Origin of the sequence: Sporosarcina sp. P2, assembly GCF_002743255.1 — a bacterium.
GTDB lineage: Bacteria > Bacillota > Bacilli > Bacillales_A > Planococcaceae > Sporosarcina.
This window is the reverse complement of record NZ_PDYY01000009.1, coordinates 34,832-56,152: the sequence shown is the minus strand read 5'-3', so window position 1 is coordinate 56,152 and position 21,321 is coordinate 34,832. Positions and strand designations below refer to the sequence as shown.

24 protein-coding genes and 1 pseudogene are annotated in these 21,321 nt (G+C 41.2%); all 25 read right to left on the bottom strand.

Annotated features, from left to right (window positions below):
• Positions 1-8 precede the first annotated feature (8 nt).
• The 25 genes and pseudogenes from aroH to CSV67_RS10505 all read right to left on the bottom strand — a co-directional run bounded on the left by aroH (position 9) and on the right by CSV67_RS10505 (position 21,294).
• A complete protein-coding gene (gene aroH, locus CSV67_RS10625; protein ID WP_099631565.1) occupies positions 9-374 on the bottom strand; it encodes a chorismate mutase in 366 nt (121 codons plus the stop codon).
• Positions 371-1,477 carry a 3-dehydroquinate synthase gene (gene aroB, locus CSV67_RS10620; protein WP_099631564.1) on the bottom strand — a complete coding sequence of 369 codons (1,107 nt, stop codon included), beginning with the start codon at positions 1,475-1,477 and terminating at the stop codon, positions 371-373. Before aroB ends, aroH begins: the two co-directional genes overlap by 4 nt.
• 1 nt (position 1,478) lies before the next feature.
• Positions 1,479-2,660: a chorismate synthase gene (gene aroC / locus CSV67_RS10615; RefSeq protein ID WP_099631563.1), complete on the bottom strand. Its 1,182-nt coding sequence runs from the start codon at positions 2,658-2,660 to the stop codon at positions 1,479-1,481.
• A gap of 23 nt (positions 2,661-2,683) precedes the next feature.
• Positions 2,684-3,457: a CheR family methyltransferase gene (locus tag CSV67_RS10610; RefSeq protein WP_099631562.1), complete on the bottom strand. Its 774-nt coding sequence runs from the start codon at positions 3,455-3,457 to the stop codon at positions 2,684-2,686.
• Positions 3,458-3,572: 115 nt separating this feature from the next.
• Entirely contained in the window at positions 3,573-4,019 is a 447-nt protein-coding gene (gene ndk, locus CSV67_RS10605) for a nucleoside-diphosphate kinase (protein WP_099631561.1), read from the bottom strand.
• 90 nt (positions 4,020-4,109) lie between these two features.
• Positions 4,110-5,084 carry a polyprenyl synthetase family protein gene (locus tag CSV67_RS10600; RefSeq protein ID WP_099631658.1) on the bottom strand — a complete coding sequence of 325 codons (975 nt, stop codon included), beginning with the start codon at positions 5,082-5,084 and terminating at the stop codon, positions 4,110-4,112.
• A 26-nt stretch (positions 5,085-5,110) separates the two neighbouring features.
• Positions 5,111-5,806 (bottom strand): demethylmenaquinone methyltransferase, encoded by a 696-nt coding sequence (locus tag CSV67_RS10595; RefSeq protein ID WP_099631560.1) that lies wholly within the window; start codon positions 5,804-5,806, stop codon positions 5,111-5,113.
• 36 nt (positions 5,807-5,842) lie between these two features.
• A complete protein-coding gene (locus tag CSV67_RS10590; RefSeq protein WP_099631559.1) occupies positions 5,843-6,589 on the bottom strand; it encodes a heptaprenyl diphosphate synthase component 1 in 747 nt (248 codons plus the stop codon).
• Positions 6,586-6,807 carry a trp RNA-binding attenuation protein MtrB gene (gene mtrB, locus CSV67_RS10585; protein WP_029053045.1) on the bottom strand — a complete coding sequence of 74 codons (222 nt, stop codon included), beginning with the start codon at positions 6,805-6,807 and terminating at the stop codon, positions 6,586-6,588. Before mtrB ends, CSV67_RS10590 begins: the two co-directional genes overlap by 4 nt.
• 65 nt (positions 6,808-6,872) lie before the next feature.
• Positions 6,873-7,442 carry a GTP cyclohydrolase I FolE gene (folE, locus tag CSV67_RS10580; protein ID WP_099631558.1) on the bottom strand — a complete coding sequence of 190 codons (570 nt, stop codon included), beginning with the start codon at positions 7,440-7,442 and terminating at the stop codon, positions 6,873-6,875.
• A 179-nt stretch (positions 7,443-7,621) separates the two neighbouring features.
• Positions 7,622-7,894 (bottom strand): HU family DNA-binding protein, encoded by a 273-nt coding sequence (locus CSV67_RS10575; RefSeq protein ID WP_037561579.1) that lies wholly within the window; start codon positions 7,892-7,894, stop codon positions 7,622-7,624.
• 216 nt (positions 7,895-8,110) lie between these two features.
• The gene (spoIVA, locus tag CSV67_RS10570) at positions 8,111-9,589 is read right to left on the bottom strand and encodes a stage IV sporulation protein A (RefSeq protein ID WP_085133386.1); all 1,479 of its coding nucleotides are present in this window, start codon (positions 9,587-9,589) and stop codon (positions 8,111-8,113) included.
• 291 nt (positions 9,590-9,880) lie between these two features.
• Complete coding sequence (locus tag CSV67_RS10565; RefSeq protein ID WP_099631557.1) at positions 9,881-10,591, bottom strand: LptM family lipoprotein; 711 nt, start codon at positions 10,589-10,591, stop codon at positions 9,881-9,883.
• 3 nt (positions 10,592-10,594) lie between these two features.
• Positions 10,595-10,807: a DUF2768 domain-containing protein gene (locus CSV67_RS10560; protein ID WP_369802715.1), complete on the bottom strand. Its 213-nt coding sequence runs from the start codon at positions 10,805-10,807 to the stop codon at positions 10,595-10,597.
• An 11-nt stretch (positions 10,808-10,818) separates the two neighbouring features.
• Entirely contained in the window at positions 10,819-11,838 is a 1,020-nt protein-coding gene (locus CSV67_RS10555; protein ID WP_099631555.1) for an NAD(P)H-dependent glycerol-3-phosphate dehydrogenase, read from the bottom strand.
• 26 nt (positions 11,839-11,864) lie between these two features.
• Positions 11,865-13,175, bottom strand: a complete 1,311-nt coding sequence (gene der / locus CSV67_RS10550) for a ribosome biogenesis GTPase Der (RefSeq protein ID WP_099631554.1) — start codon at positions 13,173-13,175, stop codon at positions 11,865-11,867.
• 130 nt (positions 13,176-13,305) lie between these two features.
• Positions 13,306-14,455, bottom strand: a pseudogene (gene rpsA, locus CSV67_RS10545) (30S ribosomal protein S1).
• Between the two features lie 79 nt (positions 14,456-14,534).
• Positions 14,535-15,119: a lysophospholipid acyltransferase family protein gene (locus CSV67_RS10540; protein ID WP_099631553.1), complete on the bottom strand. Its 585-nt coding sequence runs from the start codon at positions 15,117-15,119 to the stop codon at positions 14,535-14,537.
• A complete protein-coding gene (gene cmk / locus CSV67_RS10535) occupies positions 15,116-15,793 on the bottom strand; it encodes a (d)CMP kinase (protein ID WP_099631552.1) in 678 nt (225 codons plus the stop codon). The genes CSV67_RS10540 and cmk overlap by 4 nt, the downstream gene beginning before the upstream one ends.
• 76 nt (positions 15,794-15,869) lie before the next feature.
• The gene (locus tag CSV67_RS10530; RefSeq protein WP_158232923.1) at positions 15,870-16,511 is read right to left on the bottom strand and encodes a flagellar brake protein; all 642 of its coding nucleotides are present in this window, start codon (positions 16,509-16,511) and stop codon (positions 15,870-15,872) included.
• A 64-nt stretch (positions 16,512-16,575) separates the two neighbouring features.
• Entirely contained in the window at positions 16,576-17,859 is a 1,284-nt protein-coding gene (locus CSV67_RS10525; RefSeq protein ID WP_099631550.1) for a PepSY1/2 domain-containing protein, read from the bottom strand.
• Positions 17,860-17,881: 22 nt separating this feature from the next.
• Positions 17,882-18,679: a spore cortex-lytic enzyme gene (sleB, locus tag CSV67_RS10520; protein WP_099631549.1), complete on the bottom strand. Its 798-nt coding sequence runs from the start codon at positions 18,677-18,679 to the stop codon at positions 17,882-17,884.
• Between the two features lie 98 nt (positions 18,680-18,777).
• Positions 18,778-19,458 carry a glutamic-type intramembrane protease PrsW gene (gene prsW / locus CSV67_RS10515; RefSeq protein WP_099631548.1) on the bottom strand — a complete coding sequence of 227 codons (681 nt, stop codon included), beginning with the start codon at positions 19,456-19,458 and terminating at the stop codon, positions 18,778-18,780.
• 80 nt (positions 19,459-19,538) lie between these two features.
• Positions 19,539-20,501: a YpdA family putative bacillithiol disulfide reductase gene (locus CSV67_RS10510; protein WP_099631547.1), complete on the bottom strand. Its 963-nt coding sequence runs from the start codon at positions 20,499-20,501 to the stop codon at positions 19,539-19,541.
• A gap of 28 nt (positions 20,502-20,529) precedes the next feature.
• Positions 20,530-21,294, bottom strand: coding sequence for a metallophosphoesterase (locus CSV67_RS10505; RefSeq protein ID WP_099631546.1), 765 nt, complete (start codon positions 21,292-21,294; stop codon positions 20,530-20,532).
• Positions 21,295-21,321: the final 27 nt, after the last annotated feature.

Here is a 21,321-nt window from a genome sequence, read left to right as displayed (position 1 = left end):
ACGTTGTATTATTTTTGTAAATCAGGTCGTAATTGAACTGCATTATTTTGATAAATATGTTGGATTTCCTCTTGTTTTTTGGAAGTATTGACGTTCATCATGACACGTATACACTTACGCATAGAGCCAGGCACATCGATTTCATGTGTACACATGACCGGTACATAAGTCCACCCTTCAATCGAACGGATCGCTTTTGCAGGGAATGCCGCTTTGACATCCACTGTAGTTGAAACAATTACAGAACCGATATCTTCCGGTTTGAATTGATTCGCCTCCGCCATTTCGAGTACAAGAGATTCTGTCGCTCGTAACACTTCAAATGCGTCATCATTTTCAACTGTTGTCGCACCCCTAATTCCCCTAACACTCATACAATTCCCTCGCTTTTTAATTTTACTTTAAATTCCTCAAATGCAGTCTGACACTCTTCTGAACTAATTCCTTTCACAAAAGGCTCACCGATTTTTTGTAATAAAACGAAATTCATTTTACCGAATGAAGCTTTCTTATCCTTTTGCATATAGGATAATAACTCTTCGAAACTATAAGAGAATACTGGCTTAAATGTATAGCCATTTTTGTTAGCAAAATGAAGATAGCGATTTGTGAATCCTTCAGGGATATTACCGTATTTCTCACTTAGCAAGAAGGCATACCCCATACCAATCATGACACACTCCCCATGGCTGAGGCTGCCGAATCCAGAAGCCGCTTCCACTGCATGTCCAAATGTATGACCGAAGTTTAAAAACTTACGCGTCGAATTCTCAAACTCATCTTCTCCAACGATATCTGCTTTTACCTTGATGCCACGAAGTAATTCCTTTTCAAGCCACTCTATAGAAGGTGTAGAAAACTGTTCTTGTTCCAGTAATTGCTCCGTCCATAATGGATCCGAAATAAAAGCATGCTTGACCAATTCCGCCAAACCTGAACGCATTTCGGACGCAGGTAACGTGTTAAATACATCAGTATCAAACAATACGGCTAAAGGTTGATGAAATGATCCCACCATATTTTTTCCTTCCGGCATATTGATGGCTGTTTTCCCACCGACTGCACTGTCATGCGCAAGTACAGTGGTTGGGCATTGGATGAAGCGAATACCACGCATAAATGTAGCAGCTACAAAACCTGTTAAATCCCCACACGCCCCTCCGCCAAATGCGATAAGGAGGGAATTTCGCGTAAATCCTTCAGTCAATAAGAAAGACTGACAATCCACGTAAACTTCTGGCATTTTACACTTCTCGCCGCCAGGTACGATTTTCACCGATACCTCGCGACCAGAACGTAATAAAGCTTCTTGCAATAAAGGGAGATGTAATTCTGCCACACGCGCATCGGCAATAATTCCGATTTTATCTGTCGTACTTAGCAAATCTGCATAGTCAGTCGAAAATAATTCATAGGTGTTTGAACCTACATAGACATCGTATTGGTGATCTCGGACGGAAACAGTTAACTTATCCATCTTAAAACTCCTTTACATATTGTCTGTATTGTTCAATATCCTTCTGTAAGGCGTCCATTGTATCCGAACGGAATTCTTCCATAATCGCTTTAGCCATCTCTGTTGCGATGACATGTTCAGCTACAACAGATGCAGCAGGAACGGCACAAGGATCGGAACGTTCAATCGTTGCAACGAAAGATTCCTTTGTATCAATATCCACGCTTTCTAGCGGCTTGTAAAGTGTTGGAATTGGTTTCATTACACCACGCACTATGATCGGCATACCTGTCGTCATTCCACCTTCAAGTCCACCTAAACGATTGGATTTTCGGTAATATCCTTGCTCTTTATTCCAGCTAATTTCATCATGCACTTCACTGCCTGGCATTTTTGCCATATCGAACCCTAAACCGACTTCAACACCCTTGAAAGCATTAATGCTCATCATAGCACCTGCAAGCTTACCATCCATTTTGCGATCGAATTGTACATAGCTACCAATCCCAGGAGGACATCCTTCAATGATGACTTCCACTACGCCCCCTAGTGTATCACCGCGCTTTTTAATATCGTCTATGGCTTCCGTCATTTTGACAGACGCTTCTTTATCCGCACAATATACTGCATCTTCTTCTACGATCGCGCGTAGTTCTTCAATGGAAAGATCAGCATAGGCAGCAGAATCTGTTTCGATGCCGCCAATTTCCGTAACATGCGCTACAGTTTCAATCCCAAGCTGACGCAAAAATTGTTTTGCTACCGCCCCGATTGCAACACGCATCGTCGTTTCACGTGCCGATGAACGTTCCAACACATTTCGCAAGTCACGATGGCCATATTTCATGCCGCCGACTAGATCCGCGTGTCCGGGACGAGGGCGTGTAATTTGACGCTTTACATCTTCTGGATTCACGTCTTCCGGAAGTGGTTCTACGCCCATGATGCCTGTCCAGTGTTTCCAATCATCGTTCACAACCGTTAGCGTAACCGGTGAGCCAATTGTTTTACCATGGCGTACACCGGATGAGATTTCTACCCGATCCTTCTCTATTTGCATTCTACGGCCTCTACCGTGTCCACCTTGTCTTCTCTTCAATTCTTTATTAATCATCTCAGCAGTTAGCTCCATCTGTGCAGGTAATCCTTCAATGATGGCAGTAAGCTGTGGACCATGGGATTCACCAGCTGTAATAAAGCGCATATTCCATTCCTCCGTAACGTGGTTTATTGTTTTTTTCTATAAAAGAATGTATCTACTGATTCAAAGTTATATTTTTCAGGATTGAATATTTGTTCTGTGCTTCCAACGAACAAAACACCACCTGGTTTAAGTGCTTTGGAGAAGTTGGTATAAATCTGATCTTTCGCTTCTTCCGTGAAATAAATCATCACGTTACGGCAGACGATCAAGTCGTAGTTCGTATCATAGCGATCTTCCAGCAAGTTTTGCTGTTTGAATGTAACGGTCTTCTTGATATCTTCTACTACTTGATAAGAAGCACCTTCTTTTATGAAGAATTTATCGATGATCGGTTTGGGCACTTCTTTTAATGCACGATCATTGTATAAACCAACTTTGGCACGATTCAATACGCCCACATCTAAGTCCGTTGCATAAATAGAAATATCACGCAAAGGAAGATAGGATGATAGAACCATTGCTAGCGAATAAGGCTCTTCCCCGGTAGAACAAGCCGCGCTCCAAATTTTCAATCGTTTATTTTTCTCCAATAATTGAGGGAATATTTTCTTCTCTAAGACCTCCCAACGCAAGGCGTTGCGGTAAAATTCTGACACATTAATCGTCATGCGGTCCAGGAATTCGTCCAATAAGTCTTGATCACTTTGAATAGCTAGAGAGTAATCTTTAAAATTACGAAAGCCTTTCTTTTCATATAGTGAAGTGAGTCTCCTCTTCATCTGGGCTTCTTTATACAATGACAAATCGATCCCAGTTTTCTTCTTGATCCCTTGAATTAATATCGAATAATCAGACATTTAACAACCCCCTGTTGCCTCTTCTCTCTTATGTACGTTCTCATTATAACGGAAAAAGTAGGTCGTATGTATAAGAAAAACAGCCATGCGAAATTCGCTCGGCTGTTTTTGGCGATTAATTAATCCAGTTGTTCACTGTTTTGTCATAAGTCACAAGCTCTTCTTCTTTAAAGAATAAGTTGATCTCGCGGCTTGCTGACTCAGATGAGTCTGAACCATGAATAATATTCTTGCCTACTGTTACAGCAAAGTCTCCACGAATAGTTCCAGGAGCTGATTCTTTTGGATTCGTTGCACCCATCATTAAGCGAGCAGTAGAGATGACGTTCTCGCCTTCCCATACCATTGCGAAAACCGGTCCAGAAGTAATGAATTCTACAAGTTCTCCGAAGAATGGACGTTCTTTGTGCTCTCCGTAATGTTGTTCAGCAAGTTCTTGAGAAATGTTCATTAATTTCCCACCAACTAATTGATATCCTTTGTCTTCGAAACGACCAACGATTTCACCTACAAGGTTACGTTGTACGCCGTCAGGCTTTACCATTAAAAATGTTCTTTCCATCTCTAAAACACTCCTTCGATCTTCTATAGGGATGATCCCTTTTAAATCGTACCATCGACGCCTTTTTCTTTCAACTATTAACAAACTCCGTCAATATTTTCGTTGGCCGATAAAATCAGCAATTTGAGTCAGTGCTTTCTTCGACTTACCATTCGGCAAATCTTCCAATTCCTTAAGTGCCTTGGTTAAGTACAGATCACTTACATGCTGTGCTTTTTCAATCGCACCACTTTGTCGAATATAGCGAAGCATCGATTGTCTATCCGGCTCTTCCATCTCTCCGGTAAACGCACGTTCCATGTAGGGCTTGAATTGTTCATCATCTTTTATGTATAAAACAGGCAATGTAATATGACCATTTAACAAGTCACTTCCTGCCGGCTTTCCAAGTTCTTCATCTGTTGACGTAATATCCAAAATATCGTCGATGATTTGAAATGCCATTCCAGTGAAATACCCATATCTCTTTAGTTTCCGTACAGTTTGAGCATCTGCATCTGCACTAAGTGCGCCAAGTTCACAACTAGAGGATAGCAGTAAAGCAGTCTTTCGCTTAATACGTTTCAAATAGTCGCGCAAACCTTGATCTGTTTGTTGTTGGAAATCAAACTGGATAATTTCCCCTTTGCATATCTCCAGCATGGTTTCGGCGAGAATCTGATGGATAGGTGCTTTCTCGATAGTACCGATAGATGTTAGCGCCCGCGAAAAGATGAAGTCCCCCGCATACATTGCCACTCGGTTGTTCCACTTTGCTTTAACGGTTTGTAAACCGCGGCGCATATCAGAATCATCAATTACGTCATCGTGGACGAGTGATGCCATGTGGATTAATTCAAGGGATACTGCAATTTTCGCAGCGCTTTCTAGCGAATACGTTCCGAATTGAGCAGCCATTATCACGAAAATCGGCCGAATCCTCTTGCCACCGGCTTTCAATAAATGCAAGGAAGCTTGACGAACAATGGGAGAAGAGGATTGCACGGATCGCTCAAGCTCTTTTTCAATATAGGACATATCTTTGCGGAAATCCGTATAAAGCGACATCAACTTAATTTTTTCCAACCCCATTACCTTCTCCCGTGTATTCATTATTTGTAAGCGATATGACCTGCCGCCGCACCGCCACTGTAAGACTTATATGATACTTCTTGATATCCTGCATCAACAAAAAGCTGTGCTAGCTCTTTCATGTCTGGGAATTCATTTGCTGATTCCTGAAGCCAAGAATACTCTTTAAAGCTCTTTGCGAAAAGTTTACCAAATAGCGGCATAATAAATTTGAAATAGAAGCGAAACCCTTGACGATAGACAGGTATTTTAGGTTGAGATGTTTCCAAACACACTGCCATTCCACCCGGCTTCAACACGCGTCGCATTTCTTTTAAAACAGTCAAGTAATCGGGAACATTGCGTAGACCAAACCCGATCGTCACATAATCAAATGAATTGTCTGGAAAAGGAAGTGACATTGCGTTACCTTGAACTAATGTAAGGTTTGGGTAAGGGGCTACTTTGTCTCTGCCCGAATCCAGCATGTTGGCACTGAAGTCCAAACCGATAACTTCACCAGTAGGACCTGCGGCTTGAGCCAATGCAATTGTCCAGTCTGCAGTACCACAGCAAACGTCAAGTGCTTTAGCGCCCGGCAGTACATTCATGCGTGCCATGATATCACTCCGCCATTTAATATGTTGATTAAAACTGATCACGGAATTCATTTTATCATAGTCTGTCGAAATTTTTTCAAAGACGTTATGAACTCTTTCTTCTTTTGAGACCGCCACAGTTCGTCCCTTCTTTCTTCACTTCAGTTTACTTTCTTATGGTTTCGTCATTTTCTGCAACTCTGCTAGTACTTCAGTATGTAAATAAGAGCTGTTCTTCAATCTGTTGTTCAGCTGTAGTTGTAATTGATCGATCCAATCTTCTGTATCATTCGTACTCGGCACTAGATGCGAAAATTTCATCCGATTCAAGTCACGCTGTGTGCTGTCGAGCAGCCAAACGAGTGGAAAGATTGTTTCTACGATATGTGTGTAGCGACCAAAGCCGAATGCTTCGAAGAATTTCACAATACATGCACTTTCCACTTCAGAAATTAACTGCAACCGATCTTCAAGAGTGGAGGGCGGTGCTTGAAACAATGTCGTTTTGCATTCATTAATCCTGCCGACTGCCAATGACAAAGAACGAATGAGATGGAAGTTTGGAATTGACGCCAATAGCTTATAGTGGATACCGCTGAAGTGGTCGCCCGCAAGAACCATCAATTGCTGTTCTTTGGATGAAGCATCTACGACATCGATTTGATCATGGACATCAAAAGCCGTGTGGATGGCACCAATCGCTAGCGCCACGGTTTGCATCTCATCTGTCCACTGCTCTCCATTGAGCAAAGGCAATAAGAGCAACGAAGCTTTTCGCCTGTCAATCGGAGCATACCCTGCATCTCGTTCGACCACTGGCTGATAAATAGCGCGTCGCAAATGGTGTATGTAATTGTCGACTTGGTCAGTGAATCCTTTTGTTTCCATCAGTAAGCTCCATTCCCGTAAGGATACGGTCATTCTTTTTCCTCACTCGCAATTACGCCGTGGGCTGTATGAATTTCAGCTTCCCCTCGAATCTTAATAGCGGAGGTATGCTCGGTAAACTGCGCGATCATGACTTCTCCTCTATCCAGCTTTTCGGTATGGTGAAACTTGGTGTCATTGCCTCTCGTGAGCCCAATGACATTCACTCCATCTTTTTTCGCTTTGATAATTAGATAATCGGGTTGTGTCATTTTCGCATCTCCAGTCTATATATAATCCTAATGATAGCATATACAGCAAGCGCTCGGCAAAGACCTTAGTTCGTTCGAATAAGAGATAAAATTTCCGCACGCTTCACGTCATCATGTTCATAGATTCCTCTAGCGACAGTCGTGATGGTTTTAGCCCCTGGCTTCTTAATTCCTCTCATCGTCATACACATGTGTTCCGCTTCGATAATGATATAAACACCATGGGGATTCAACTTTTCCATCATGGCATCTGCCACACTGGATGTAATGCGTTCTTGCAATTGCGGACGACGTGCTGCTGTTTCGACAGCTCTTGCCAACTTGCTCAAACCTGCAACTACTCCATTACGCGGAATATATGCTACGTGGGCTACACCGAAAAATGGAACCAAGTGATGCTCGCACATAGAATAAAATGGAATATCTTTCACCAACACGACTTCATCATGATTCTCATGGAATACCGTATCGAAATACTCTCTTGGATCTTTATTTAACCCTTCAAATACCTCTTGATACATTTTAGCAACACGTTTCGGTGTCTCCAGTAATCCTTCACGAGTCGGATCTTCACCGATTGCTTCTAGGATCATCGTAACTGCCTGTTCTAATTTATTTATATCTTGCTCTTTCATAACAGCATGTCCTCCTTGTAAGAACTAAACCTATTTCCCCAAAATATTAGCACATTCCATTCATTCCGTATAGTTACTTGTACTTCCCTATGTATACCAATTTAAAAAACGTAAAGGAGTCCATCCATGGCCATCTGACGAACAGATTTGCTGGACGGACTCCTATGTAAAATCTCAAATTATTTTACTGCGTCTTTAAGTGCTTTACCTGCTTTGAAAGCTGGAACTTTACTTGCAGCGATTTCGATTTCTTCGCCTGATTGTGGGTTACGTCCTTTACGAGCAGCACGTTCGCGTACTTCGAAGTTTCCGAAACCAATCAATTGAACTTTATCACCGTTAGCAAGAGTCGATTGAATTGTATCGAATACAGCTTCAACAGCTTTAGTTGCGTCTTTTTTTGTTAGACCTGCCGCTTCTGCCACAGAGTTAATTAATTCTGTTTTATTCACACCGTTCACCTCCTCTCAAAGGGGATGCTATTGCTGTTAACACTGTAAAAAGAGTAACATAAGAAAAACTACGGTGCAACAATATTATCGCGCTTTTCCTTTATTCACGGCATTTCAAGCGATTTTGATAGAAAAGCATAGAAAAAAGACCCGTTTTTGACGGATCTCTCTTCATTTCAAACTATATTTGTTACGTGATTTCCTTATTTTTTCACCTTACACAATGAAGGTAATCATACCTTTATTCCCGTCATTCACCATTTGTTCAATTGTTTCACGCAAGCGTTTTCTAGCTCGATCTGGAACTGCTGCGGTCTTATATCGGATACTTTCTTTCATGACTTCATGTAATGGTGTGCCAAATAATTGTGTTTCCCATAATGCTTCACGATCATGTAAATACGCATTTTTCAATTCTTTCAACAAGTGATGACTATGGAATTCAGAGCCGATTAACGGAGCGAATTCCGCTTCCATATCGATTCGAATAATGTGAAGTGAAGGTGCTTTCGCTTTCATTTTCACCCCATAAAACGTGTCTTGTTTAATTAATTCAGGAGCAGTTGGCTGAAAATCTTCAATCGATGGCAACGCTACGCCATAACCTGATTTTTTCGCCGTATCAATTGCTTCCGCATACATATCATACGATTTTTTCGCTTTAACCGCTTCTTGAATGAAGATTAACCAATCCTTTTTGGAACGCATTTCTGTTCCCATGAACTCCTCACAGACATTAACAAAAGCTTGCTCATCCATATCAATCTTCACGATGGCGCGGCCTTTACCTGCATCGACTTCCACTACTTCTGCTTGTCTAATAAACTCTTCTTCTTGCAATAACTCCGCAATCTCCTGAACTTTACGAATTTTCGAGACGCCTAGGAATCCATCTGTGATTAGCTGATCGATACGTGCATTCAGCTTATGGCTATCCCCAAGCTCCTCCATCCAGTCGGGACGTTGCAGTTCGATATCCGTGATAGGGAATTCATACAATGCCTCTTTGAGAATAAGCTGGATCTCTGCTGCATTGAGCTGATCCGCACTGATAGCAATGACGGGAACACCATACTTTTCATGTAATTGCTGTTTTAGTTCCAACGCTTTTTCATGAGCAGGCATTTTAGAATTTAATACAATGACGAATGGTTTACCGATTTCTTGCAATTTCGAAACGATTTCTTTTTCAGCAACTTCAGCGGCCGCGCGTGAAATATTGTTCACCGTACCGTCTGTCGTCAGCAAAATTCCAATAGTCGAGTGATCACGAATCACTTTGTCCGTTCCGATACGTGCCGCTTCTTGGAACGGAATCGGTTCATTGTGCCATGGTGTATGGACGTATTTCGGCCCATCCTCGTCCTCATATCCTTTAACACCATCAATTACGTAGCCTACACAGTCTGCTAGGCGAATTTGGAATTCCAGTTCACCGTCCCCTATTGAAACGCTTGTGCCTTGGGCAGGTACGAATTTAGGTTCTGCAGTCATGATTACGGGACCTGGTGAACTTTGGGGAAGTTCGTCTTGTGCACGTATTCGATCATTGGCATCCGTCATGTTGGGAATTACAACTTCCTCCATGACTCGTTTGACAAAAGTGGATTTCCCTACTCGAACAGGGCCTACCACACCTATATAAATATCGCCGTCTGTTCTTCTAGCTAAGTTTTCGTATAGTTCTTCTTTCATCATTAGCCCTCCTTTTTCTCCGCATTGTAGCTTATGAAATAGAAAAACGTTTCATGCATAGATGCACGAAACGTTTTTGGGTAATGGCACTAATTTAGTTAATAAACTTTGTAACGGTTCGGGATCGGTACTCCAGATGGGAACGCTTCTGGAGGGCCCGCGGTGGGCCTCCCAGAGTCGTCCCATCTTCCGTACCAATCCTAGTTATATTATGGTGACAATTTGTATTACTCTTTGACATATGTAAAGTTCAAGTGCTAATACATGAGGTCACCTACAAATTAGAGAACGTTATTTCTTCATAAACACAGGTTCGTTGTTTTCATCCACTGTGTACGGCAAGGAATATGCCGGAAGGACTAAGGAGTCTTCGTATAGTAGATAACGAATATCTGTGCCTGCTTTTATTTCTGGCTTTTGTTCCATTAAGATCTTGTTGAGGTCGATGGAATAGTCTACGTAAAAGTTTCCGTCGCCGCCTACTACGATAGGTAAATGAGCGTCAGAGTATGGGCTTTGGACGGTTAGTGGTTCTTTAAAGCCCATTTTCTTGAAGTCCACTTTATAGACGTTGTCGCCAACTGGATCTAAGAATGGTAATTCTCCGTTGATAAATTTGCGCAAGTTTAAGTCGCGTAGTTTTTCGGTTATACGCAAGTCGACTAGCTTAACTGTAGGATTTTCTTCTACATCTACGAGAACATACTGGAAGATGCCGCCGTTTTCGAATGCGTTGGACGGGATCTTTTCAGTGAAATCCGGAACGATTTTTGAGAACTCGATTGGATATTTGATGAATTGATCGGTTTCTTGATCGCGTGTTTTAATTGGTAATAGACCGCCCGACTGTTCTTGATAGCGCTCTACAGCTTTTTGGATAGTTTCTTGAAGTTCAGGATAAGGTGTTTCACTTGCTTGTTTTTCTTCAGGTGGACGGCCGCCGCAAGCAGACAATAATAGTCCACAGATTATAACTAAAAAAAGTAGCATTCGTTTGTTCATAATTTACGCCCCTCCAGTCGGTCCGTTGAATACCAAATAGACCATTGCGAAGAACGATGTAATTAATAGTGTATAGGCAATAATCGCAAATAGAATTTGTACGACACGGTTTTTTATTTTATATCGGCTCAAATAAATCAAGCCCATTGAAATAGCCATGAATCCCATCGCGTAAAAAGATAGCCACATTTTATCTAACGAGGACAAAATTGTCACCCTCCTACTGTTTAAATACCGAAAAATGTATCGATTTCCTGTTTCTTACCACGAGTCATTAATTGATCCACTGCTTGCTTGGGCGGGATTTTTTCAAATAGGATGGAATACAATGCTTCTGTCAACGGCATGTTGACATGAAACTGCTGCGCCAACTGAAACGAGGCCTTCGTAGTACGTACCCCTTCTATGACCATGCCCATTTCTTCAGTCACTCTTTCCAAGGACTGTCCTTTTCCAAGTAAGTTTCCTGCCCGCCAGTTTCTAGAGTGAACACTTGTACATGTAACGACCAAATCGCCGAGTCCCGTTAATCCGGAAAACGTTTGTTGGTCCGCACCCATTTCAACACCGAGACGTGTAATTTCTGCTAGACCTCTCGTAATGAGAGCAGCCTTTGCATTATCGCCGTAACCTAGTCCATCAGAAATTCCAGCAGCCAAAGCGATGACATTTTTCAATGCCCCGCCAAGCTCCACACCGATTACATCTTTATTTGTATAGACACGGAAATAATTGCTCATGAATAAATCTTGTATCCGTTCTGCCGCTTTCATGTTGCTTGAAGCGACCGCTACTGTTGTCGGATGTCTATGTACGACTTCCTCCGCATGACTCGGTCCAGAAAGCACCACAATGGCTTCACGCAGTGTTTCATCGATTTCATCTGCAATGATTTCAGAAATCCGTTCCAGTGAGTCCGGATCAATTCCTTTGGAGACATGGACAAATATAGCAGGATCAGTTAATAATTCCTGAATATGGCGACACGTTTCACGCATCGCAGCAGTCGGCACGGCAAGTATAATCGTTTTCGCATGTTGGACTGCCACTTGTAGTTCACTAGTAGAGTTAAGGTTATCGGGCAGTTTCACATCTGGTAAATACCGGTTGTTCGTGTGCTGATTGTGGATTTCATCTGCTTGTTCTGCACGTCTCGTCCAAATTAAGCTATCATGTCCATTTTCAGCTAGCACAACAGCGAGTGCGGTTCCCCAACTGCCTGCCCCGATTATAGAGACTTTTTCCATTACCTCCACCCTTTCTATTTACGTAGTTAAGTTCTCGCTCTTGTAATTAAACGGATTGGTGTTCCTTCAAATCCAAAGGCTTCACGTAATCTGTTCTGTAAAAAACGTTCATAAGAAAAGTGCATAAGTTCGGGTTCGTTGACAAAGACCACGAATGTCGGTGGCTTCACAGCAACTTGTGTTGCATAATAAATCCGCAAACGACGCCCTTTGTCTGCAGGTGCAGGATTTCGCGCCACTGCATCTTCCACTACCTCATTCAAGACACTCGACTGAATACGCATCGCATGATTTTCACTGATCAATTGGATATTGGAGAATAATGTATGCACACGTTGCTTTGTTTTAGCTGAAACAAAGAAAATAGGGGCATAGTCGAGAAATCTAAACTGATCGCGAATATCATCGATGAAATTATTCATCGTCTTATCGTCTTTTTCAAGCGTATCCCACTTATTGACAACAAACATGACACCTTTTCCTGCTTCTTCGGCAAAGCCGGCTACACGTTTGTCCTGTTCACGAATACCTTCTTCTGCGTTCATGACAATCAATACGACATCGGAGCGGTCTATTGCTTTTAAGGCACGTAATACACTATATTTCTCTGTGTTTTCGTATACCTTCCCTTTTTTACGCATTCCCGCTGTATCGATAATTTTAAATTCTTGTCCATCTACTACTTTTGTAGAGTCAATCGCATCAGTTGTCGTTCCGGCGATATCACTTACGATGACACGCTCTTCACCTAGTAAAGCGTTAACAAGTGACGATTTCCCGACATTCGGACGTCCAATTAAACAGAACTTGATGGAATCATCTTCCTCTTCCTCTAAGTTCATATCTTTAAAGCTTTCTGCGACTGCATCCAATAAATCACCAAGTCCTAGACCGTGTGATCCTGAGAGTGGATACGGTTCGCCAAATCCAAGTGAGTAAAAATCATAGACCATATCTCTCATCTCTGGATTATCTACTTTATTCACTGCCAATACGACTGGCTTATTCGTTTTATACAGCATACGTGCTACTTGTTCATCTGAATCTGTCACACCATCTCTGCCATTCGTCAAAAAGATGATGACATCTGCTTCCTCAATGGCAATTTCAGCCTGCATGCGAATTTGGTCAAGTAATGGTTCATTACTCAGTTCAATACCGCCTGTATCGATTAAGTTAAATTCATAATTCAACCATTCGGCTGCGCTGTATATACGATCCCGCGTTACACCGGCAACGTCTTCTACGATAGAAATTCTTTCGCCTACGATCCGGTTAAAGATTGTCGACTTACCGACGTTTGGTCTTCCTACGATTGCTACTGTTGGTTTTTTCATTTTCTTTCATAACACCCTTCCGACCTATCTTTGAATATTATACACAAAAAGAATGATGATGCATATGAAAGCATCATCATTCCAGTTAAGCTTATTTATCATTTGTGGCTAGCTTATCACAATCTGACGTTTATTTTTGGAATTTCTTCAGTTGATCACCGATGACATCTCCTAAAGAGAAGCCAGTTGTTTCTTCTGGCATTTCATAACTAAAGTTTTCTTCACGTGCTTCTTGCGGTTTTTCAATAAGATCTTTAATGCTCAATGAAATGCGTTTTTCCTGTGGATTCACGTCTAATACTTTTACTTGTATAGTCTGGCCTTCTTCAAGTACCTCTTGTGGGGTTCCGATATGCTCATGTGCAATACGTGAGATGTGAACGAGTCCTTCCTACGCCTGGCAAAATCTCGACGAATGCACCATAGGCTACAAGACGTTTTACTGTGCCATCCAGTACAGAGCCGACTTCTGCTTTTTCTTCAATATTTTCCCATGGTCCAGGTAATGTATCTTTAATGGATAAAGATACGCGTTCCGCATCACGGTCAACAGACAACACTTTGACTTGGATCTCATCGCCTTCTTTCAACACATCTGACACGCTTTCAATATGTCCGTGTGAAATTTGTGAAATGTGTACCAAACCATCTACGCCACCGATATCAACGAAAGCACCAAATGAAGCGATACGTTGTACTGTACCGTCAAGAATGTCACCTTCTTGAATTTCAGAAAGTGCGGCTTCCTTTTTCTGCTCATTTTGTGCTTGAACAACCGCACGGTGAGACAAGATTAAGCGGTTCTTTTCTTTATCCATTTCAACAATTTTAAATGTCATCGTGCGTCCTTTATAATCATCAAACGATTCAACGAAGTGATCTTCTACTAAAGAAGCTGGAATAAAACCGCGAACGCCAAGGTCGACAACCAGTCCGCCCTTTACTACGTCCTTTACTTCTGTCTCGATGATTTCGCCACTTTCAAATTTCTCTTCTAGTGAATCCCATGCATTTTCTGCATCTACTTGACGCTTAGACAAGACATACATCTCATCCTCTACCTTAGTAATCGCCAATTGTAATTCGTCACCGATTGAGACTGCATCCGCTGCTTTTTCAATATGCAAGCTGGAAAGTTCACTGATCGGAATCACACCATCAAACGGAGCGCCAGCGATTTCAACAGTCACTGATTTCTCTTCAACCTTTGTCACTACACCCGTTACGTGTGCACCTTCACCGTATTCTTTAACTTCATCCATATTCATCTCTTCAGTCATATGTAGTCCTCCTCCATAATGATCCTATCTCTATATTATGCGAATTGAGACTTAAAAACAAAAAATTGCACTTATTCTTTTATTTATACTGTTCAATCAACTTGGATATCTCTGCCATAATTGCTTCCGTTACCTCTTCGGCAGATGCTTTTCTATCACGATAAGGTGTCATATCCATAGCTTCCCCGTACACGACTTTCAGTTGCGAAAAGGCTTTATACGGACCGATGATTGCGCAAGGGACGACTTTAGCATCTCCACCTTTTAACGCAAAGAACCCTGCACCTGCCAAACCTTTTCCAATCTCCCCCGTTTTGCTTCTAGTTCCTTCAGGGAATAAGCCTACTACTTTGTCTTCACGTAAGAGTTTAATGGTTTTACGGAATGCTTCTCGGTCACTCATACCGCGCTTTACAGGATATGCCTGTACTTTTGGTAACACCGTTTTAAGAATAGGCATATCAAACAGCTCTTCTTTGGCCATAAAATGAACCGTTCTTGGACTTGTAATTCCGACTATAGGGGGATCTAGATTATCGATATGATTCGTGCATAAAAGCACTCCACCCTCTTTAGGAAAGTTTTCTTTTCCGATTACTTTGATTCGATAAAGTGGAAAGCAAACAGTACTAATCAAAAATTTGCCAAGTGGATATAAATTCATTGAGCTAACCTCTTTTCGGCATATTCGACAATACTATTTGTCACTTCTTCTATTGTCTTCCCTGTTGTATCAATTGTAATCGCATCTTCTGCTTTTTTTAATGGAGAAATTTCACGTTCGCTATCTGCTTGATCTCTCTCGCTAATTTCTTTTTTCAACGTTTCATAATCCGATTTCATTCCACGCTTTTGTTCTTCTAGTAAACGACGCTGTGCACGCTCTTCTACAGAAGCTGTCATGAAGATTTTTAGTTCAGCTTTAGGCAAAACGGCAGTACCAATATCTCTACCATCCATTACAACGGAGGATTCCGCTGCAAGACTCTGTTGTTTAGCTACCAAGAGTTCACGGACAGTTGTCAACGCCGCTATCGCTGAAACATTTGTCGTCACTTCGTGTGAACGGATCGCATCGGTTACTTCAATACCATCGAGCAACACTTTTTGCACGTGTCCGTCCGGTTGTAATTCGATTTCCGTTTGGGCGATCAACTTTGAAATATCTTCCTCATTATGTGGATCTATGTTGTTTTGAAGTACTTTGTAAGTAATGGCACGATACATGGCTCCTGTATCGATATACGTATATCCTAATTTTTTGGCTACTAATTTAGCAATTGTACTTTTCCCTGCCGCTGCAGGACCATCAATTGCAATTCTCATTCCAGCTGTCATGATGAAAATCCCTCCATTTACGCCTTTATTGTACCATAAGCAAAAAGGAAAAGTCTGCTCTCGACAGACTTTTCCTTTAGCTATTTCGTAATTCTAATTGTCGTTCAAAGCAATAGCGGATAATGTGTTGTCGATCTTTATCATCTATTTCATCAAACGTGAAAGAGCTCAATCTACGCTTCTCACTTTCCCAGTTTCGTACTACTCTTGCTTTACATGACACATATTTGATTTCTGTTTTCGAGAAATACAAAACGATCAATAATTTCACTTCAGTATTTCGTGGGAAATAATCATGATTTTTCATATTGACTGCCAATCCGCCAGCGCTAATATCCATTGACACCAATTGCAACGTTGAGGAGTCTGCCTGTAATGCCACGTCCAATGACGTGTCAACACGAACAAATTCTCTTCTTTGGATTTTAATCAATTGCTTATCACCGGGATATTTCAGTTTAAGCATAGGTATCGTTTGATTGACCCGGCTATGCACTTCCGTACGAAAGGCATAAGACATCTTATACTCATCTACAAATGTCACGAGAAGCTGCGTACCATCTATGAAGAACGCTGTTTTACCCGTCATTATATTGATAGGGTAATCCATCATGAAGTGCTCGTCATCTTCAATATCCACTACACGACATTTGAATTTTTCCGATTCCTCCGTATAATCTTTCTCTAACGTTAATACTGTCCCGATACTTAGTCTCATTTCTCCACCTGCCATTCGTCCTATTCTTTCATTATGTCATGTGGAGTAAATTTTTCCAATCTTTTTATTGTTTTTCCGTCGTAATCACTTCTAATGTCTCCGTGTCAACGAGAATCTTATATGTCTCCAGGTTCTCTTTTCCTGAAACGACTGTTAAATAATGCGCAAGGCGTTGCTCCATTTGACTATTTTCTACGTAGGCAAGCTCCTGAGCCATTACGGTAACATCTGGTCTGAAGAACGTGTGCCACTCCGCTGTACGAATAGGCTGTGGTTTCGGTTGCTCTTTACGAATGTATTCCGATGCATCCAAACCGATCACTTCGCCGTTGTCTTTCGCTAATTTGATATGAATTGGATCAGAGAATACTTTGGCTTCATTTTCAGGATGTACCCGAACGAAAACAAAATGCCACGCGTTATCATTCTCTCTAGCCTCTTCCAAAACCAAATCCGTATAATCAGCCTTCTTTAAAAACTCATTAGCCAACTTCTCTAACTCTTCATACGATACTGTAGGCTTACCCATGCGCCGCTCCATGAGATATGACAGAACATGCCCACCTTTTTCAGTGATATCTATATAACCGATTGATGAATTTTCTGCATAACGGATATGATAAAATGGATATGGGGCACCTTTTCTACTTCTTTCCGCCGCAATGATATCATTGGAAACAGTCGGCAGAAGCTTTTTGAATTTCTGAATTGCCTCGTCCTCGCTAATTTTCTTTTCTTTAATATCACGCAACTCTTTTTTCTTCTGGGCATCGGACTCACTAGCCGTTAAAGGGAATACCGCTTCTGTATATCCCATGACAGACTCTCCCATTTTCGACCAATTCGCCTTACCATCAGGTGAGTCACGCAACTTTTTTTCCCAGTTACTAATCGACATTTTACTTGAAAACATATCCTTCGTCGCCAACTGCCATTCACTCGTTAGTTCATCCAGATTTTCTGAAGCGCGTTGCATCACGCCGTAATATTTGTCAGGGTCGCCATTCTCTGTAGATTCCTTTGCGAAATTTCCTAGCCTTCCTAAATAATTCATCCAGGAAGTAGAGAAACTTTCATCTACAGGTAGTGCGGAAATGGATGACTTAATATCTGAAGATAAACGCCAAATATCTTCTCTTTCCTTTGCTGAACTTTTTTGATCCTCAAAAAGCAATGACTTGTTTACCGCTTCTTCCAATTCACCAAGCTTTTGTGAAGCATCTGTCATACTTTTGGAATACTGGCCATTCAACGCGATTGATAATTCTTCATTTTCACGTACCGTTCCAAACGTATATATTCCCAATACAATAAATGAATAGGTCAGAATGAAAATCATTCGTTTCATAATAAGCTAGGTCTCCTTTCTATTAGTCACAAAATATGTGTAAACCGATTTTCTTAATTTGTGGCCTTGACCAAATCCATTTACTAGTAGCTGTGATTGGATTGAAATAGTAAATTGCATTTTCAGAAGGATCCCAACCGTTGATTGCATCGATAACCGCTTCTTTCGCACGCTGATTCGGTGTCAACCAAATCTGTCCATCCGCAACTGCAGTAAACGCTCCTGGTTGAAAGATGACACCACCAATTGAATCGGGAAAATCTGGATGTTCGACACGGTTTAAAATAACTGCCGCTACCGCTACTTGTCCTTCGTATGGTTCGCCACGAGCTTCACCGTACACTGCATTGGCTAATAAATTAATATCTTGATCAGTATATTTAGGCGGTGCTTGCATTTGGGTTTGCGACTTCTTGTGTGGGGCACTTCCCTTTTTCACTTGAGATTCTAGTGACTGACCGCCGTAATAGGTAAATTGGTTTCCTTTCGCAATCTGTCCTTTTACATACTTTTCATCGTAATCTGTAATTCCTCGCAATTTTTTCTGGGTACTTTTACCGGCAATCCCGTCTAGTGGTAAACCGTATTGTTCTTGAAAATTACGTAATGCCCAGTAAGTCCCAAAACCGAAATTACCATCAATCTCCCCATGATAGAAACCGATATATTGAAGTCTTGCTTGCAATTCAATGACGTCATCTCCTTTTGCACCTTTTGCCAAATCACGTCCACTGAACGCTTCACTATGACTCGCAAAGAAAGAAAACATCATGATGCCTGCCAGTAATAAAAATAGGAAGCGTTTTGTAATTCGCTTCATAGACATCCACCTCCATAAAATTGTGCTTCCTCGTAGTTTGTCCAATTTCGAGTATTTTATAAGGCAAAAAATCCATCTGATAAACTCAGATGGATTTCTTAAAAGTTTGATTGATTTCGTTTTCTGAATTGTTGCATCGCAAAAGTATGCGCGTACTTCACTCGTGTCAGCCCAAACCACCATAGGAATAGCATAAATGGGATCATTAAATACAGCCAATAATCATTCGTGAATAAAATGGAATTGTACAGTATATGAAGCAGCAATGGCGCCAAACATGCAATAGCTATCCATTTTGCTTTTTCTGACATAGCAGAAAACTTAGCTTTACCAAAATAATAGCCCATGACGACTCCAAATAATGCGTGACTTGAAACAGGCAGTAATGCACGCAGAAATGCTGTATCCAAACCGAAAGATAGTAAATATAAAATATTTTCTACTGTAGCGAATCCAAGTGAGACACTCGCACCATATAAAATTCCATCATAGGCATCTTCAAACTCAATGGTTTTATATACGAGAATAAAAATAATAATCCATTTAAAAAATTCCTCTAAACTGCTCGTAAATATGACATTGCGGAAAAATTCATTAGCAAATACATTCTCTTCTTCAAATACATGCTGGATAAACAAAATAGGAAATGTCATGATTGCACCGTAAATGAATGCATGGAATAGCGTTTTGGATGGCTCTTTAGCAATTTGCTTACGTAAATACAAATAACTAAAAAGTGCCAGCGCCGGCGCTATTGCGACTGTCAGTAAAATAAACATAGGCGCCTCCTCATGTCGCTAGTATATCACATCATATATGAGAAAAGCCGCCTGACCTGTAAGGTAAGCGACTTATCCATTCACATATTTTGTGCAATATACTGTGCAATCATTCCACCATGGAATCGTCCATTTTCGATAAAAATTTCATTGGCATTATTCCCCGCTGCAATAACACCCGCAATGAATAAATTATCAATATTTGTTTCCATCGACTCTTCATTGAAAACAGGCCGTCCAGATTGTTCATTTACTTCAATTCCTATTTTACGTAAAAATGCATGATCGGGATGATAGCCGATCATCGCAAAGACATAGTCACTTTCAAGATTAAAGAGGGTACCTTGTTTATGAACAGTGACATGTTTTTCAGTGATTTTCGTTACATATGCGTTAAAATGCATATCGATTTGACCATTACGGACCAAACTATCAAAACCAGGAAGTATCCATGGTTTTACACTTTTCGAATACGTTTCGTTTCGATAAACGACAGTTACATGCGCACCTGCACGTTGTAATTCCAGCGCTGCGTCAACGGCAGAGTTTTTCCCGCCAATGACCGTCACTTTTTTATTGAAGTACGGATGCGCTTCTTTAAAGTAGTGATAGACAGTAGGCAAATTCTCTCCTTCGACATGTAAACGATTAGGTTGATCATAATAACCTGTTGCCACCACGACATATTGCGCATCATAGACCGCTTTATTCGTCGTCACGATAAATTTATCATGCTGCTTATTTATATCTTCCACTCGCTCATGACTGTTGATCCGCAAGTTTTCGATTTGTGCAACGGTTCTATAATACACGAGTGCATCATTACGTTTTGGTTTATCTACAGCTGTAATGAATGGCGTCTTGCCTATCGATAATTTCATGCTGGAACTAAAAAAAGTTTGGTGGGTCGGATAATTATAAATCGAATGCACGATATTTCCTTTTTCGATCACTACTACCGACAAACCGATATTTTGCAATTCAATTGCCGCTGACAAGCCACATGGACCGCCCCCGACAATTACTGCATCTACAGAATTCATGACATCTACTCTCCTAATTTCTTGCGTTCTAGTAATGAACTTCCACTACATGACATTCAGGTTTCGCACCGAAACGCAACGGCACCATTGTCGTTCCATAGCCGTTACTAATTAATTTCGCGCAGTTTCCCACCGTCTCGAAGCAACCAAGGTCTTGCATCCCAAAAGGTCCAAGTCTAATCTGACCTCCATGTGTATGGCCGGCAACAGATAAATCCGGTTGTCGATTCTCTTCAAACTTTCGGACAAAAGATGGATTATGTACAGCTAGGATCAGGTGATCATAACCGCTTGCAGAATCCACCGCCTTATCGATCTCTACTTTTCCGTTATTCGGATCTTGCAATCCACATATGCCGAAAGCTGGATGGTTCGGTATTGATGTAGTACTGTTGACCAACACTTTGCCACCAACTTGTTTCATCACACGTAGTATATTTTCTGTGCCTACTTCTTGGTCATTATTTCCAAAAATATAGAAAATCGGTCCTATTGAAGCGAGTAATCGCATATTGCGTTCAATTCGCTCAATCGGCACGCCCCCTTCCGCCACATCCCCACCTACGATAACTGCGTCAATAGAACGCGTACGCAAATCATCTATTAGTCGCTTTGGAATACTGCGTTTATGGATATCTGAAATAAAGAACACGTTCAATTTATTAGTTGGGGTCGATGTACTATATAATGTATGGGTAAGCACACGATTCCGATGGGCCAAGGCGTACATATAAGTCAGCATAGTCATCGCTGATAATAAAACTGATAATCCTGCTATTCGAACCTTTTTCATTAGTCAACTCCCATAAAAAAAAGCAAA